The sequence below is a fragment of the Arthrobacter sp. JSM 101049 genome (assembly GCF_041679245.1).
In the GTDB taxonomy this organism is placed as follows: domain Bacteria; phylum Actinomycetota; class Actinomycetes; order Actinomycetales; family Micrococcaceae; genus Arthrobacter_H.
In genome coordinates this window covers 202,763-215,811 of the sequence record NZ_JBGFFC010000005.1, presented here as the reverse complement: position 1 = coordinate 215,811, position 13,049 = coordinate 202,763, and the positions used below count along the sequence as shown (strand labels likewise).

The 13,049-nt window shown below is 70.8% G+C and carries 9 protein-coding genes and 1 pseudogene; 2 read left to right on the top strand and 8 right to left on the bottom strand.

Annotated elements, in window-relative coordinates:
* Positions 1–391: pseudogene (locus AB8M85_RS14465) on the bottom strand (hypothetical protein); the annotation flags it as partial.
* A gap of 143 nt (positions 392–534) precedes the next feature.
* On the opposite strand from AB8M85_RS14465, the gene AB8M85_RS14460 reads away from it, so the two are divergent.
* The gene (locus AB8M85_RS14460; protein ID WP_372699536.1) at positions 535–1,284 is read left to right on the top strand and encodes an IclR family transcriptional regulator; all 750 of its coding nucleotides are present in this window, start codon (positions 535–537) and stop codon (positions 1,282–1,284) included.
* 57 nt (positions 1,285–1,341) lie between these two features.
* Here the strand turns inward: AB8M85_RS14460 and AB8M85_RS14455 are convergent, their stop codons facing one another.
* The 7 genes from AB8M85_RS14455 to AB8M85_RS14425 all read right to left on the bottom strand — a co-directional run bounded on the left by AB8M85_RS14455 (position 1,342) and on the right by AB8M85_RS14425 (position 10,999).
* The gene (locus AB8M85_RS14455; RefSeq protein ID WP_372699535.1) at positions 1,342–2,628 is read right to left on the bottom strand and encodes an MFS transporter; all 1,287 of its coding nucleotides are present in this window, start codon (positions 2,626–2,628) and stop codon (positions 1,342–1,344) included.
* 70 nt (positions 2,629–2,698) lie between these two features.
* Positions 2,699–5,791 (bottom strand): AAA family ATPase, encoded by a 3,093-nt coding sequence (locus tag AB8M85_RS14450; protein WP_372699534.1) that lies wholly within the window; start codon positions 5,789–5,791, stop codon positions 2,699–2,701.
* On the bottom strand, positions 5,788–6,954 hold the full coding sequence (locus AB8M85_RS14445) for an exonuclease SbcCD subunit D (RefSeq protein WP_372699533.1): 1,167 nt from the start codon (positions 6,952–6,954) through the stop codon (positions 5,788–5,790). The genes AB8M85_RS14450 and AB8M85_RS14445 overlap by 4 nt, the downstream gene beginning before the upstream one ends.
* 90 nt (positions 6,955–7,044) lie before the next feature.
* Positions 7,045–8,148, bottom strand: coding sequence for an enolase C-terminal domain-like protein (locus tag AB8M85_RS14440; RefSeq protein ID WP_372699532.1), 1,104 nt, complete (start codon positions 8,146–8,148; stop codon positions 7,045–7,047).
* 135 nt (positions 8,149–8,283) lie between these two features.
* Positions 8,284–9,909 (bottom strand): GMC family oxidoreductase, encoded by a 1,626-nt coding sequence (locus tag AB8M85_RS14435; protein WP_372699531.1) that lies wholly within the window; start codon positions 9,907–9,909, stop codon positions 8,284–8,286.
* The gene (locus AB8M85_RS14430) at positions 9,906–10,526 is read right to left on the bottom strand and encodes a gluconate 2-dehydrogenase subunit 3 family protein (RefSeq protein ID WP_372699530.1); all 621 of its coding nucleotides are present in this window, start codon (positions 10,524–10,526) and stop codon (positions 9,906–9,908) included. Before AB8M85_RS14430 ends, AB8M85_RS14435 begins: the two co-directional genes overlap by 4 nt.
* Complete coding sequence (locus AB8M85_RS14425) at positions 10,523–10,999, bottom strand: hypothetical protein (RefSeq protein ID WP_372699529.1); 477 nt, start codon at positions 10,997–10,999, stop codon at positions 10,523–10,525. Before AB8M85_RS14425 ends, AB8M85_RS14430 begins: the two co-directional genes overlap by 4 nt.
* Positions 11,000–11,199: 200 nt before the next feature.
* Between AB8M85_RS14425 and AB8M85_RS14420 the strand changes: the two genes are divergently transcribed.
* Entirely contained in the window at positions 11,200–13,023 is a 1,824-nt protein-coding gene (locus AB8M85_RS14420; protein ID WP_372699528.1) for a glycoside hydrolase family 15 protein, read from the top strand.
* The last annotated feature ends 26 nt before the right edge of the window (positions 13,024–13,049 follow it).

The following is a 13,049-nucleotide window of genomic DNA, read 5'->3' as shown; positions in this document are numbered from 1 at the left end:
CGAATACGGTCCCCGGCGCATCGAACGTCCCGGTGAACACGAGTACCCCTTCGGCACCGAACCCGACGCCCCACCGGAACCACCAGCAGAACCACCCTTCTAACACCGGACCCAGCAGCACCACCGGATTCCGAACCCGCCGTGCACACGCCTTAAGAAACCACAGGACCCCACCCGAAAAGGTGGGGTCCTGCTTGATATGGCGCAGGAGTCGCATGCAGCGGGCGATGAGCAGAGTGCCCATCGCATTCGTTTCCGCGCAGCGGATGACGCGCTCGGACGCGAACTTCAGGGCGTCCACATCCAAGCCGAAATCGGCCTCCCCGAGGACAGGGAAGCCTTCGTTGACGTTGCGATCCGCGACGTCCCCGTCGGCCTCCAGAGCGTTCACGGCCACCTTGACGCCCTTGCTTCAGTGAGTTCGCGCGCAGCCTCTTGCCCCGAAATTCAAGATGGTTCTATATTTGAACATGACGTTCGATTAACGAACACGCAAGGACCGCCGTACGGTGATCTGCAGCACAAGGGGTTGTCATGCCCCCCATCTCGAGAAGCGGAGCCCCATTGAGCCCGGCCAGCCCGACGACCTCTGCGTCACAGACCCTCTCCCGTGGCCTGCGCGCGCTGGAGATCATCACCGACCGCCAGGATGCGCCGACAATTGCTGAGCTGGCGGACGAGCTGGGCGTGCACCGGTCCATCGCCTACCGGATTTTGCGCACCTTGGAGGACCACGCCCTGGTGCGGCGGGACGACAATGGGCGGCTGCAAGGCGCCCCGGGCCTGGCGGCACTGGCCCGCGGGGTCCAGCGCGACCTGCAGTCGGCGGCGTTGCCGGAGCTGACAGTGCTGGCCAACGAATTGCAGATGAGCGCCTTCATCGTCGTCTGGGACCACGACGACTGCGTCACCTTGGTGAGCGTGGAGCCGCGGCAAGGCCATGCCACCGTCCTCCAGCGCCCGGGCTCGCGCCACCCGCTCTCGCGTGGTGCCCCCGGCATCGCGATCCAGTCCGCCTTGACGCCGGCCGAGTGGGAGCACATCGCCCCGGGGCACCCGTTCCGCGATGAAGCCGTGGTGGCCAGGGAGCTGGGCTACGCCACCAGCATCAACGAAGTCATCCCCGGGGTGACGTCCCTAGCCGCGCCGCTGCGCATCCCAGGACAGGATCCGGCAGCGCTTGCGGTCGTGTACGCCACGGAGACCCGGACGATCGACGTCGACGAGGTGGGGCGGCAGGTGGCCGCTGCGGCCGTCGCCGTCGAACGTACCCTCGGTACCTGAGAGCGGGTGCACACCCGAAAAGACGCCAGTCAGGGAGCGCTCAACACCGCGGTTTTGTCAGCCGGACGTCGTGCGCCGGACACGTCCGAGCGCGAACATCCCGGCACCGGCGAGGAACAGCACGACGGCGGCAGCGGCCGCGACTTGGAACGCGCCCTGGGGCCCGACGACTTCGGCCATGACGCCTGCCAAGCCGTTGCCGATGGCGGTTCCCACCACGATGCCACTTGCCAGCATCGTCATGACCGTTCCCATCCGGCCCAGCGGCGCCACGTCTCCGCCGACGGTGAAGATGGTGACCATGATCGGGCCGATGGGCACACCGACCAGGAGCAGGAACACCACCATCGTCCCGATCGACTGCGGGACCTGCAGCAGCAAGGCCAGCGGGACCAGTACCAGGGCGCAGCCGGCCCAACGCAGGGGCTGCGCCCATCCCTTCGGCCAGACCGAGACCGATAGGGCCGCCACCGCCGACGTCAACCCGAGTGCGGCGTACAGCAATCCACCGGCACTGGCTTGCCCGAAGGCACCCGCGAAGGACACCGCGCCCGCCGATACCGAACCGAAGATGGTCCCCATGCCGATCATGCCCAGGACGCAGAGACCGACACGGATGATGCGTCCCCTCGCCCAGCCCGTCCCCGAGGCCGGTCCGCCCGTGGGCCGATCGAGGCGGATGGCTTGGCCTGTGCGGTGCACGGCAAATGCCGGGACCAGCGCCGCTGTCACCACGGCGGCCAGGGCCAGCGGCAGCCACGGTGCGACGAGCGAGGCCAGGACCCCGACGAGGGCGGGGCCCATCACGAAGGTCAGCTCGTCGACGGTGCTCTCATAGCTCAACGCCGTTTCCAGTTCGCGGCGCCCACGTGGCCGGTTCGTCGTCAGCGACATCCACCGCACGCGGGCCAGGGGCCCGACCTGCGGGCAGGTGGCTCCAGCGGTAAAGGCCATGATGGCGACCACGACTGCCGGGCTGGCCATGATGCCCGCTCCGGTGACGATCAAGGCCGCCACAACGACGGCGTGGACCAGTGCGATGGGAATGAGGACCGCGCGCTGGCCGAGGCGGTCGGCCGCGTAGCCGATCAGCGGTGCGCCGATGGCCGATCCGATGCCCACGGCACCGGCGGCAATCCCGCCGCTGGCGTAGGAACCGGTGGCGGTGCTGACCAGGGTCAAGGTGCCGATCGTGAGCATTGCCAACGGCAGGCGGGCGAAGAAGGCCAGCGGGAAGAAGGCTGGCCCGGCCAATTCAAGCAGGCTGCGGAAGCTGCCGCGCTGGGTGGTGGACGTGGTGGTCTCGGACGCTGCGCCGGGTGGCACCGGCGTCGGGGTATCCATGATGATTTTGTGGTTCCTCAAAGCCGCGCCCGTCCCAACCACCCGGAGCGCCCAACCCTGTGAACAGCTTCTATTCTACCGCGTCGGCCATCACGACCCGTGCCGTGGAACCGGTCCGTTCCTTGCGCACGCGCAGCTGGGCGGGGATGCGCTGCTTCATGTCAGCGACGTGGCTGACCAGTCCGACGACGCGGCCGCCGCGCCGCAGGCCGTCCAAGGCATCCATGACCATTTCCAGGGCACCTTCGTCGAGCGACCCGAACCCCTCGTCGACGAAGAGCGTCTCGATGTCGATGCCACCGGATTGCTGCTGGATGACGTCGGCCAGGCCCAGGGCGAGGGCCAGGGAGGCCATGAAGGATTCTCCACCGGAGAGGGTCTGCGTGTCCCGGCGGTGGCCCGTCCAGGCATCGAGCACGTGGAGGCCGAGCCCTGACTTGGCGTTGCCCTTCGGGCTGTCGTCGTGGACCAATGAGTAGCGTTCCCCGCTCATGACCAGCAGTCGTTCGGTGGCAGCCGCTGCAACGGCCTCGAGCCGGGCGGCCAACACGTACGTGGACAGGGTCATCTTGAACCGGTTCTCCCCCATCCCGCGGGCGGCATCGGCCATCGACTTGACCGTCTCGAACCGGTCCAGAACGGCGCCTTGTTCCTCCTCGAGACGCCGCAGGTCGGCTCTGCGCCGTTCGAAACGCGCCGCATAGGCCTGGAGCACGGCACCGCGCTGGAGCACAGCGTCCCGTGTTGCCGCGGTCTCCGTGGCGGCTGCGCCTGCGGCCTCCAGTGCCTCCTGTGCCGGCGCGCCGATGCCTTGTGCCGCCTCGGCTGCTGCCGCCGTGACGGCCTCGGTGCCAGCCAGGGTCTCGATGCGCACGCCTTCGGCGGTATGCGCCGCGACGTCCTGCCGGGCAGCGGCCCGGGCATCGACGTCGAGCAGGGCCCCGGTCCAGGCCTCGTCGTCCGGGAAGCCTGCCGCCGTGCGTTCCTCCTGCCAGGATCGCGCCGCGGTATCGGCGACGCCGCGGGCCTCATCGAAGGTGCGGGCAGCTGCGGCGAGGGTCTCGAGCGCCTGGCGGGCCTCGACGATCCGGTCGTGCCGGGCCTGCAACGAGCCATCGTCGCCGCGCAGCTGCTGGAGCCGGGATTCCAGGGCGGTGATCCCGGTGTGCAGCTGCTCGATCCGCGCCGCGACGGCGGACAGCGATGTCGCCTCGGCCGTGTTGGCGGCACGCAGGAGCTCGCTGTCCTCGACGGCCTGATCCAGCGTGGAGCGTGCCTTCTGGGCCCGTTCTGCACTGGTGGTGGCGTCCGCCAGCGCGGTCGCCGCTGCCTCGAGCGCGTCCTGCGCCTGCTCGGCGGTGTACTCCCCCGCCTGCCCGGCGGCCAGCGATGCCGCCTCGCGGGCACGGCGCAAGGATTCCGCTGCCCTATTCTCCGCCGCTTCGCTGGCCTGGGCGGTACTGCGGGCTGCTTCCTCGTCCTCTTCCTCGACGAGGTCGCCTTCGATGAGCGTGGCCGGTGCGGGATGTTCCGTGGCCCCGCAGACCAGGCAGGCCGCTCCGGGGACCAGTTCGCGGGCCAACCAGGCGGCGGCCTGGGCCACACGGGTGCGCCCGAGGTCCAGGAGGCGTTCGCGGTCGGCCAGCTGCCGGTCCTTGGCGGCGGCCCAGGCTTCGTGGGCCTGGCTGGCTGCGGTGTCTGCGGCCGCGCGTGCGGCCACGGCCTCGACCCGGCGGGCCGCCGCGTCGCGTTCGGCCGTGAGGGACGGCAGGGTGTTGGCGGTGCCGGCCAGTGCCTCCGCCTGGTCGCGCAATCCAGGCAGCGATGCCTCCAGCGTCTCCTGTTCCTTCTGCCGTTCGGCCAGGTCGGCGGAGCGGCGTTCGTGCTCCGCGCCGGCCCGGGCCAGTTCGGCGGTCCGGTCGGCCAGTTCGCGTTCGTCGGGCAGCGCCGCGGCGAGCACTGCCGCGTCCCCGGTGGCCCGGGACGCCGCGTCGCCGGCACGGTGGGCCGGGGCGGCGGAATCCCCGGAGACGGACGCCTGCTCCAGATACGCTGCGGCCAGCCCGTCGGCGGTGCCGCGCTCTGCGGCCTCCCACGCGGTTTCCGCGGCGTCGACGGCCTGAGCGGTGCGGCGGCGTCCCGCCTCCGCGGCGGAGATCGCCGTGGCGCGGGCGTCGAGGGCCAATCGTGCTTCGGCGTCGGCGATGTGGGTTGCCTTCGCGGTGTGGGAGGCGCGCAGGGCCTCCAATTCGGCCAGGGCACGGTGCCGGTCGGCGGCAGCGGCCAGCGAGGTGGCGGTGGTGCGTGCCGTGGTGGCTGCCGCTTCCGCGGCGGTCCGTTCGGCGTCGAGTGCCGCGGTGCGCTCTTCGAGCCGGATGGCCAGCAGCGGCAGCAGGCGCGCGGTATCAACCGCCTCCGCCGGAGCCTGATCCGCTGCGGCATCGCCGGCGGCGAGTTCGGCAGGAAGAGGGGTTTCACCGTCGTACAGCGAGGTGGCTGCGTCCTCGACGAGTTGGGTGATGGCCGTCTGGCGGGAGCGTTCGGCCTCTGCGGCGGCCGTGCGGGCGGCCGTGAATTCGTCCGCGAGCAGGGACTCGACGCTGCCGTAGAGGCGTGTGTCGAACAGGGTCTTGAGCAGGTCCTCGCGTTCCTTGTCCTTGGCGCGCAGGAATGCGGCGAAGGCGCCCTGCGGGAGCATGGCGACCTTGGTGAATTCGTCCTTGCCCAGCCCGATGACCTCGCGCAGTTCGGCCGCGACCTCGTCGTTGCGGGTGGAGACCTCCCGCCACTGGCCGTCGACGAGTTCGCGCAGCCGGCTCTGGGCCTGCGCCGTGGTGGTCTTGCCCGCACCGCGTTTGGAGGGGCGCTGCCATTGCGGGGACCGGGTGACCTCGAAGCGCCGGCCGCCGGTGCTGAAGTCCAGGCGGACCTCGGGTGCGTCCGCGGGTCCGGCGTGGTCGCTGCGCAGCGCCTTGGAGCCTTCCCGGGCACCGGGCAGGCCGGCGTAGAGCGCGTAGCAGATGGCGTCGAGGATGCTGGTCTTCCCGGCCCCGGTCTCGCCGTTGAGCAGGAAGAGCCCGGCGGCGGAGAGCTCGTCGAAGTCGATCGTCTGGCGGTGGGCGAAGGGCCCGAAGGCGGCGACCTCCAGATGGTGGATCCTCATCTCGCGACCTGCCCGCTGGTGGCCTCGTCGAGGATGCGGCCGAGCAGTTCGGCTTCGGGTTCCGAGGGCGGGCGTTGGCGGACGTGGTCGATGAAGCCGGTGCAGACCTCCAGCGGGTTCTCGGCGGCGGCGAGCCGGTCGCGGTAGGTGCGTTCGACGGCGGCGGGGCGTCCCTCCGGTTCGAAGTGGAGCACCAGGGTGCCGGGGAAACGTGCGCGCAGCCGCTCCATGGCCTGGGCCGGACGGTCCCGGTCCGTGAGGGTGACCTGGCACCAGGCGGCCTCGGCACCGGCCAAGGCGGGATCGGCCAGCAGGTCCCCAAGGGCGCCGCGCAGCACGCGCAGTTCCCGGGCGGCCGGCCAGTCGACCGGCTCGATGGAGCCCACGCCGTCGGCGGTGACCTCCAGCAGCCAGGCGCCCTTGCGGTGGTTCGCCTCGGAGAACGAGTAGGCCATGGGCGAGCCGGAGTAGCGGATGGTCTCGGCCAGGCGTTGGCGTCCGTGCAGGTGGCCCAGGGCCGCGTAGTCGACGTCGGCGAACTCCTCGATCGGCACGATGTCCAGCCCGCCGATGCTCAGTTCGCGTTCGGAGTCGCTGGCCTGCCCGCTGGCCGCGAAGACATGGGCCATGACCAGCGAGTGCACCGGCGTTCCGGCCTGGGCGCGGCGCACGGAGAGGTCCCGGCGGACGCGGTCCAGTGCGGCCCGCACGACGGGCGGGTGGCCGGGGGCGTCCACCCCGAGCGTTTCGGCCACCATCCGCGGTTCCAGGTAGGGCAGCCCGTAGACCGCCACCGAGAACCCGTCGCCATCCAGGACGACCGGGGTGTCGAGGTCGGCGAGCTGGGTGCGCAGGTGCAGGCCGGCCCGGCCGAGCAGCCGCGAGCCGAAGCCCAGCCGCAGGGCCGAGTCGTGGTTGCCGCTGGTGGCGATGACGGTGGCCCCGGCCTCGCGCAGGCGCACGACGGCATCGTCGAACAAGGTGACCGCGTCCACCGAGGGCAGCGCCCGGTCGTAAACGTCGCCGGCGATGAGCACGACGTCGACCTGCTTCGTGGTGACCGTGTCCAGCAGGGCGTCGATGAAGCCGCGCTGGGCGCCCAGGAGGCCGGCGCCGTGGAACGACCGGCCCAGGTGCCAGTCGGAAGTGTGCAAGATCCGCATGGACCCACACTATCGAGCGCGGCCGACCCTTTGGTGCGGGCCCGTGGTGCTGTGGATGGTGCCTGCCACAGGCCCTGGCCGACGCCCGTCCTAGTCGACGGCGTAGGGCCGGGCGTGGGCCTCGCGGAAGACCAGCCCCAGCCCGGGGACGTCGGGGTCCGGGCGGATGACCCCGCCGGTGGGTGGCAGCGTCCCGTCGAAGAAGAGGTTCTCGATGCGCACGTGGTCGTGGAACCACTCCAGGTGCCGCAGGTTCGGGATCGAGGCGGCAGCGTGGGCGTGCAGGTGCGGCGCGCAATGCCCGGAGAGCTCGAGCCCATGCGCATGGGCGACGACGGCGGCCCGCAACCAGCCGGTGATCCCCCCGCAGCGGGTGGCGTCGGCCTGCAGGCAGTCCACGGCCCCGGCGGCGCACATGCGCCGGAAATACACCGGGTCCGAGCCGTACTCCCCCGCCGCGACGTCCGGTGCCACGGCGTCGCGGACCTGGCCCAACCCGGCCAGGTCATCGGAGGAGACGGGCTCCTCGAACCAGGTGACGCCGTCGTGCCTCGCCGCCTCGGCGATGCGGATCGCCTGCTTGGCGGAGTAGCCGCCGTTGGCATCGACGAAGAGCTCGGCATCGTCGCCGATGGCCTCCCGGGCCTGACCGATCCGCTCCAGGTCCCGGGTGGTCTCGGTGCCCCATGACTGGCCGATCTTGATCTTCACGCGCGGGATCCCTTCGCCGTGCACCCAGCCGGAGAGCTGGCGGTGCAGCCGGTCGGTGTCGTACGTGGTGAACCCGCCGCTGCCGTAGACCGGGACGTCTTGGCGGACCGCCCCCAGCAGCCGGTGCAGCGGCAGGCCGAGCAGCCGGGCCTTGAGGTCCCACAGCGCGATGTCCACCGCGGAGATGGCGTACCCGCACACCCCGGCCGCCCCCTGGTTGCGCACGGCACCGAGCATGGAGGCGAAGCATCCGGCGATGTCCATGGCCTCCCGGCCCAGGACGCAGTCCACCAGGGTCTCCCGCACCACGGAGGCACAGGCGGCGGGGCCGTAGGTCCACCCCAGCCCCTCCTGGCCGCCGGCTTGCACCCGCACTAGGACCATGGTCGTGGAGGACCAGGCCGTGGTGCCGTCCGCCTCGGGCGCGTCCGTGGGGATGGTGTAGACGGCGGCGGAGAGGCCGGTGACGGGGGTGTCGGTCATGACCCGCCTCCGGCACGCGCCGGGACGGATCCCCGTGAGGGCGGGCGGTGGACCGGGCAGGTTTGGCCCGCGGGACGGGGCATGGTGTTCCTCCTTCTGAAGCGGACTGGAAGCGGGTGCCGGAGCCGCCGGACGTCAGCCGTGGCGGACCAACCGGTCGGCGGCCCGGGCCGCCAACGCCATGATGGTCAGGGCGGGGTTGGCGCTGCCCTGGGTGGGCAGGACGGATCCGTCGGTGATGTAGAGGTTCGGCACGGCGAAGCTGCGGCAATCCGCGTCCACCACGCCCTCGCGTTCGCTGGCGGCCATGCGGGCCCCACCCACCAGATGGGCGAAGCGTTGGATGGTCACGGTTTCGGATGCGCCGGCGGCATTGAGCACGTCCTCCATGGTCGACTGTGCCGCCTGCAGCAGCTGCCGGTCGTTGTCGCACATTGAGTAGGACATGTTCGCCACGGGCAGCCCGTGCCGGTCCTTCTGCTCGTCCAGGGTCACCCGGTTGCCCGGCAAGGGCAGCAGTTCGCACAGGGCCCCCAGGCTGGCCCAGTGGACGTAGTCGCTCATCCGGCGACGTAGCTCCTTGCCCCAGTACCCCTGGGCGGTGAGGTGCTCGGACCACGTGATCGGCAGGGGCGAGACCGTCTGGATCGAGTAGCCGCGTTTGTAGGGCTTGGTCGGGTCCGTCTCGTAGTACTCCTCGCAACTGACCTCCGGAGGCGGCGCCTTGTACATCCGCACTTCCTGGTCCATCCGCCCGGCGGTCTGCGGGGCGCCCTGGACCATCAGGTAGCGTCCGACCAGGTCGAAGTCGTTGCACAGCCCGTCGGGGAAGCGATTGTTCGCCGAGTTCAGCAGCAGGCGCGGGGTCTCGATGGAGTACCCGGCGACGATCACGACGTCGGCGGGCTGGAAATGCGCGACCCCGTCGCTGACATACTCCACGCCGGTGGCCTTCCCGGTCTGCTCGTCGACGGTGATCCGGGTGACCATGCTGTCGGCCCGGATCTCCGCGCCGTGGTCCAGGGCGTCGGGGATGTGGGTGATCAGCGGGGAGGCCTTGGCGTTGACCTTGCACCCCTGCAGGCAGAAGCCGCGGTAGATGCAGTGGTTGCGGTGCCCGAAGCGGCCGTTGGCGATGGCGACCGGTCCCACCCGGGTGGGCAGGCCGATGGCGTGGGCGCCACGCTGGAAGACCTCGCCGTTGCCGCCGACCGGATGCGGGCGGTGCGGGTAGGAATGCGGTCGCCCCCACGGCCAGTCCTCCCCCGCCACCGGCAGTTCGCCCTCGATCTGCCCGTAGTAGGGCTCGAGGTCGTCGTAGGCGATCGGCCAGTCGGCCCCGACCCCGTCCAGGGTCTGGGTCCGGAAGTCGCTGGGGTGGAAGCGCGGGACGTAGCCGGCGAAGTGGACCATGGAGCCGCCGACCCCGCGGCCGGAATTGTTCGAGCCCAACGGCACCGGGTCGGCCCCGGAGATGACCCGGGGGTCGTTCCAGAACAGCTGGTGGGATCCGGCCTCGTCGGAGACCCAATCCCGGTCCGGGTCCCAGAAGGGCCCGGCATCGAGCCCGACGACCTTCCACCCGGCGCGGGCCAGGCGCTGGAGCATGGTCCCGCCGCCGGCACCGCATCCGACGACGACGGCATCGACGGTTTCGGTGGTCGGGTAGCGGCGCATGTCCTCGCGGAGCCGGTGGTTGGTGGTTGTGCCATCGGCGGGCAGCAACCAGGCCGAGGCGTTCCGATCGCGGACCCCGCTCATGGCCGCGGCTCGCTTCCCTGTTCGGGATGGGCTTGCGGGACCTCGGCGCCTTCGCGGCGGTCCAGGCCGATGTTTTTGTAGCCCCGAGGGAAGGCCGGCCCGGGGAAGCCAATCTCCTGCCAGGCCAGCGGGTGCGAGTAGAACTCGGCGCACACGTAGCGCATCCACAAGCTCCAGATGCCGCGCATCCACAGTCCGTGCCACTCGTCGTCCCCGAGACCTTGGAGGTCCTCGAGCAGCTGGTTCTGCTCCTCCAACGAGCAGTCGGCGAAGTCGGCTCCGTGCCTGGCCTGCGCGTCGGCGTCGAGGTGGAGGAGGGATTGGCGCCAGGCGTCGGCGTCGTGCGGGAGCTTCTGGTAGTGCCAGCCGTCGGTTGTGCCGGCAGCCAGGCGTGCCTCGAGCATCGGCAGCACGGGGACCATCTGCTCATCATCCTGGCCGGTGAGCCGGTTGACCAAGGCACCCGCTGCGCGGCGCTCGGTCAGGCTGAAGAACGAGGCCGCCGTTCCCGGGTTCAGGCGGTTCTCGACCAGGTCCCGGGTCACCGGGTCCCAGTGGTCGGCCTGGGCCATGACGTCGAAGCCGGGAAAACGCGGGTAGGGCAGTGCCGGACTCATGCCTCCCTCCTCAGGATCGCGGCCAGCAGGCCCATGCCGCCGACGAGGGTCACGAGCAGCGGGGCCAGCAGGGGCGGACCCATCTCCATGTTGTAGCGGAAGTTCTTCCAACCGCCGGGTTTTTGCCGGATGCCGCGGGCATGCAGGTACACCCCCTGCAGCCCGTTGGCGACGATGAGCGTGGAGGCGATCGGCAGGGCGGTCTTGGCCATCCGCTGGCTGAAGAACCCGGCAATGCCGGCCGCGGCGCCGATCGGGCCGCCGATGACCGGCAGCCACATGTTCGGATTGCCGAAGCTGGCCTTGTCGTGCTCGAAGTAGATCTCCGCGGCGGTGATGACCGATCCGACGGCGGTCATGGCCGAGAGGCTGCGTTCGAACCGGCCCGTCTCGATGTTGCGGACCATCCGGTCGATGCCGTGCAGGGTCTGCGGCGGGGCCGGGAGCGGGCGGGCGGACGTGAGAAATTTCACCGGGGCACCTCTTCCAGGACACGGCGGGCGACATCCCCAACGCAGGTTCTCGGACCGTTGGTTTCAGGTGCCGTCGCCGTCCTTCCTACACTAGGCACGCGGGGGCCGAACCGGCTAGGGATGATGTGCCATCGTTATCGGCGCGCTGGCGACGTGTGGCCGAAATTGCCCGGGACACGTCGACGTCCATAGACTCAGGCATGGCCGATGAGAGCAACGCACCACAGCATCCCCCCGAAGTCCTGCGCAATTACGCGCTCGTCGCCGACGGCGAGCGCGGGGCGCTGATCGGACCCGACGGCGATGTGGCCTGGATGTGCGCACCGCGCTGGGACAGCGATGCCGTGTTCTCCGGTTTGCTTGGCGGCGCCGGGGCCTTCTCCGTCTGCCCGGTGGACCGGGGATTCGTCGCCAGCGGCTGGTACCTCGAGGGCAGCCTCGTCTGGCGGAGCCGCTGGCAGATGGATGTGGGCGTCATCGAATGCGACAGCACACTCGCGTTCCCCGGCTCCGGGGAACGCGTGGTTTTCCTGCGCCGGATCCGGGCGATTGGTGCCCCGGCGCGGGTGCGTATCACCCTCGATGTCCGGGCCGGGTTCGGCCGGCACGCCATGACCGGGCTATCCACCCGTGACGGCGTGCGGACCGGCCGCTCGGGGCAGGTGCACTTCCGCTACACCGGAGCCCCCACGGCACGACGGCGCCCGGAGGGTGGGCTGGTCCAGGTCCTCGAGCTCGAAGCGGGCCAGGAGCACGATCTGGTGCTGGAGCTCTCGGAAGGGGAACTCGACGGGCCGGTTCCCGACGCGGACACCGCTTGGGCGGGCTCCCTGCACGCCTGGCGCCAGGAGGTCCCCTCAATGGACCACACGGTGGCGCCGCGCGATGCCCGGCAATCCTATGCCGTCCTACGCGGGATGACCTCCGCCAGCGGGGCCATGGTCGCGGCGGCGACGACGTCGCTGCCCGAGCACGTGAACCAGCAACGCAACTACGACTACCGCTATGCCTGGGTGCGCGACCAATGCTTCGCCGGGCAGGCGGTCGCCGCCTGCGGACCCTACCCCCTGCTGGATAGTGCGCTGCGCTTCATCTCGGCGCGGATCCTGGCCGACGGAGAGGAATTGCGTCCCGCCTACACGGTCGCCGGCGACGACGTGCCCGATGAGCAGGATCTGGACCTGCCCGGCTACCCCGGTGCGCCGGCCCGAATCGGGAACCACGCGAACCGCCAGCACCAACTCGACGCCTTTGGGGAAGCCTTGTTGCTCTATGCCGCAGGAGCTCGGCACCAGCGCCTGCAACCGGAGCACTGGGAAGCCGTCGAGGTGTGCATCCGGGTGGTGGAGAAGCGCTGGCGGCTGCCCGAGGCCGGCATCTGGGAACTCGAGGACCGCGATTGGACGCACTCCAAGCTCATCTGCGTCGCGGGCCTGCGCACGCTGGCCTCCCATGTGCCCGGCCCCGAAGCCGCGCGCTGGATCGCATTGGCCGAGGAGATCATGGCGGAGGTCTCGGCCACCTCCCTCCACCCCTCCGGCCGGTGGCAACGCAACCCGGAGGACCCGCGGGTCGATGCCTCGCTGCTGCGCCCGGCCCTGCGGGGGGCGGTCTCCCCCGCGGACCCACGGACCGTGGCAACCCTGCAGGCGGTCCGCGAGGAGCTGACCGAGCAGGGCTACCTCTACCGGTTCCGGCACGACGAGCGCGAGCTCTCCCGCTCCGAGGGCGCCTTCCTGCTCTGCGGCTTCGACATGGCGCTGGCGCTGGCCCAGCAGGGCGACCGCACCGAGGCCATGCGCTGGTTCGAACGCAACCGCTGTGCCTGCGGATCCCCCGGCCTGTTCACCGAGGAATACGGGGTGCAGGAACGCCAACTCCGAGGGAACCTGCCCCAGGCCTTCGTCCATGCCGCGATGTTGGAGGCCGCGGCGACGCTGGCCGTGGACGGGGACTCGACGGACAACGCCCCGGGGAGCCGTACCTTGTCCGGCCCGCGGCAGCGTTTGGAGGAGACGGGGTAGCGGCCGCACGTCGGAGCGGATCACGC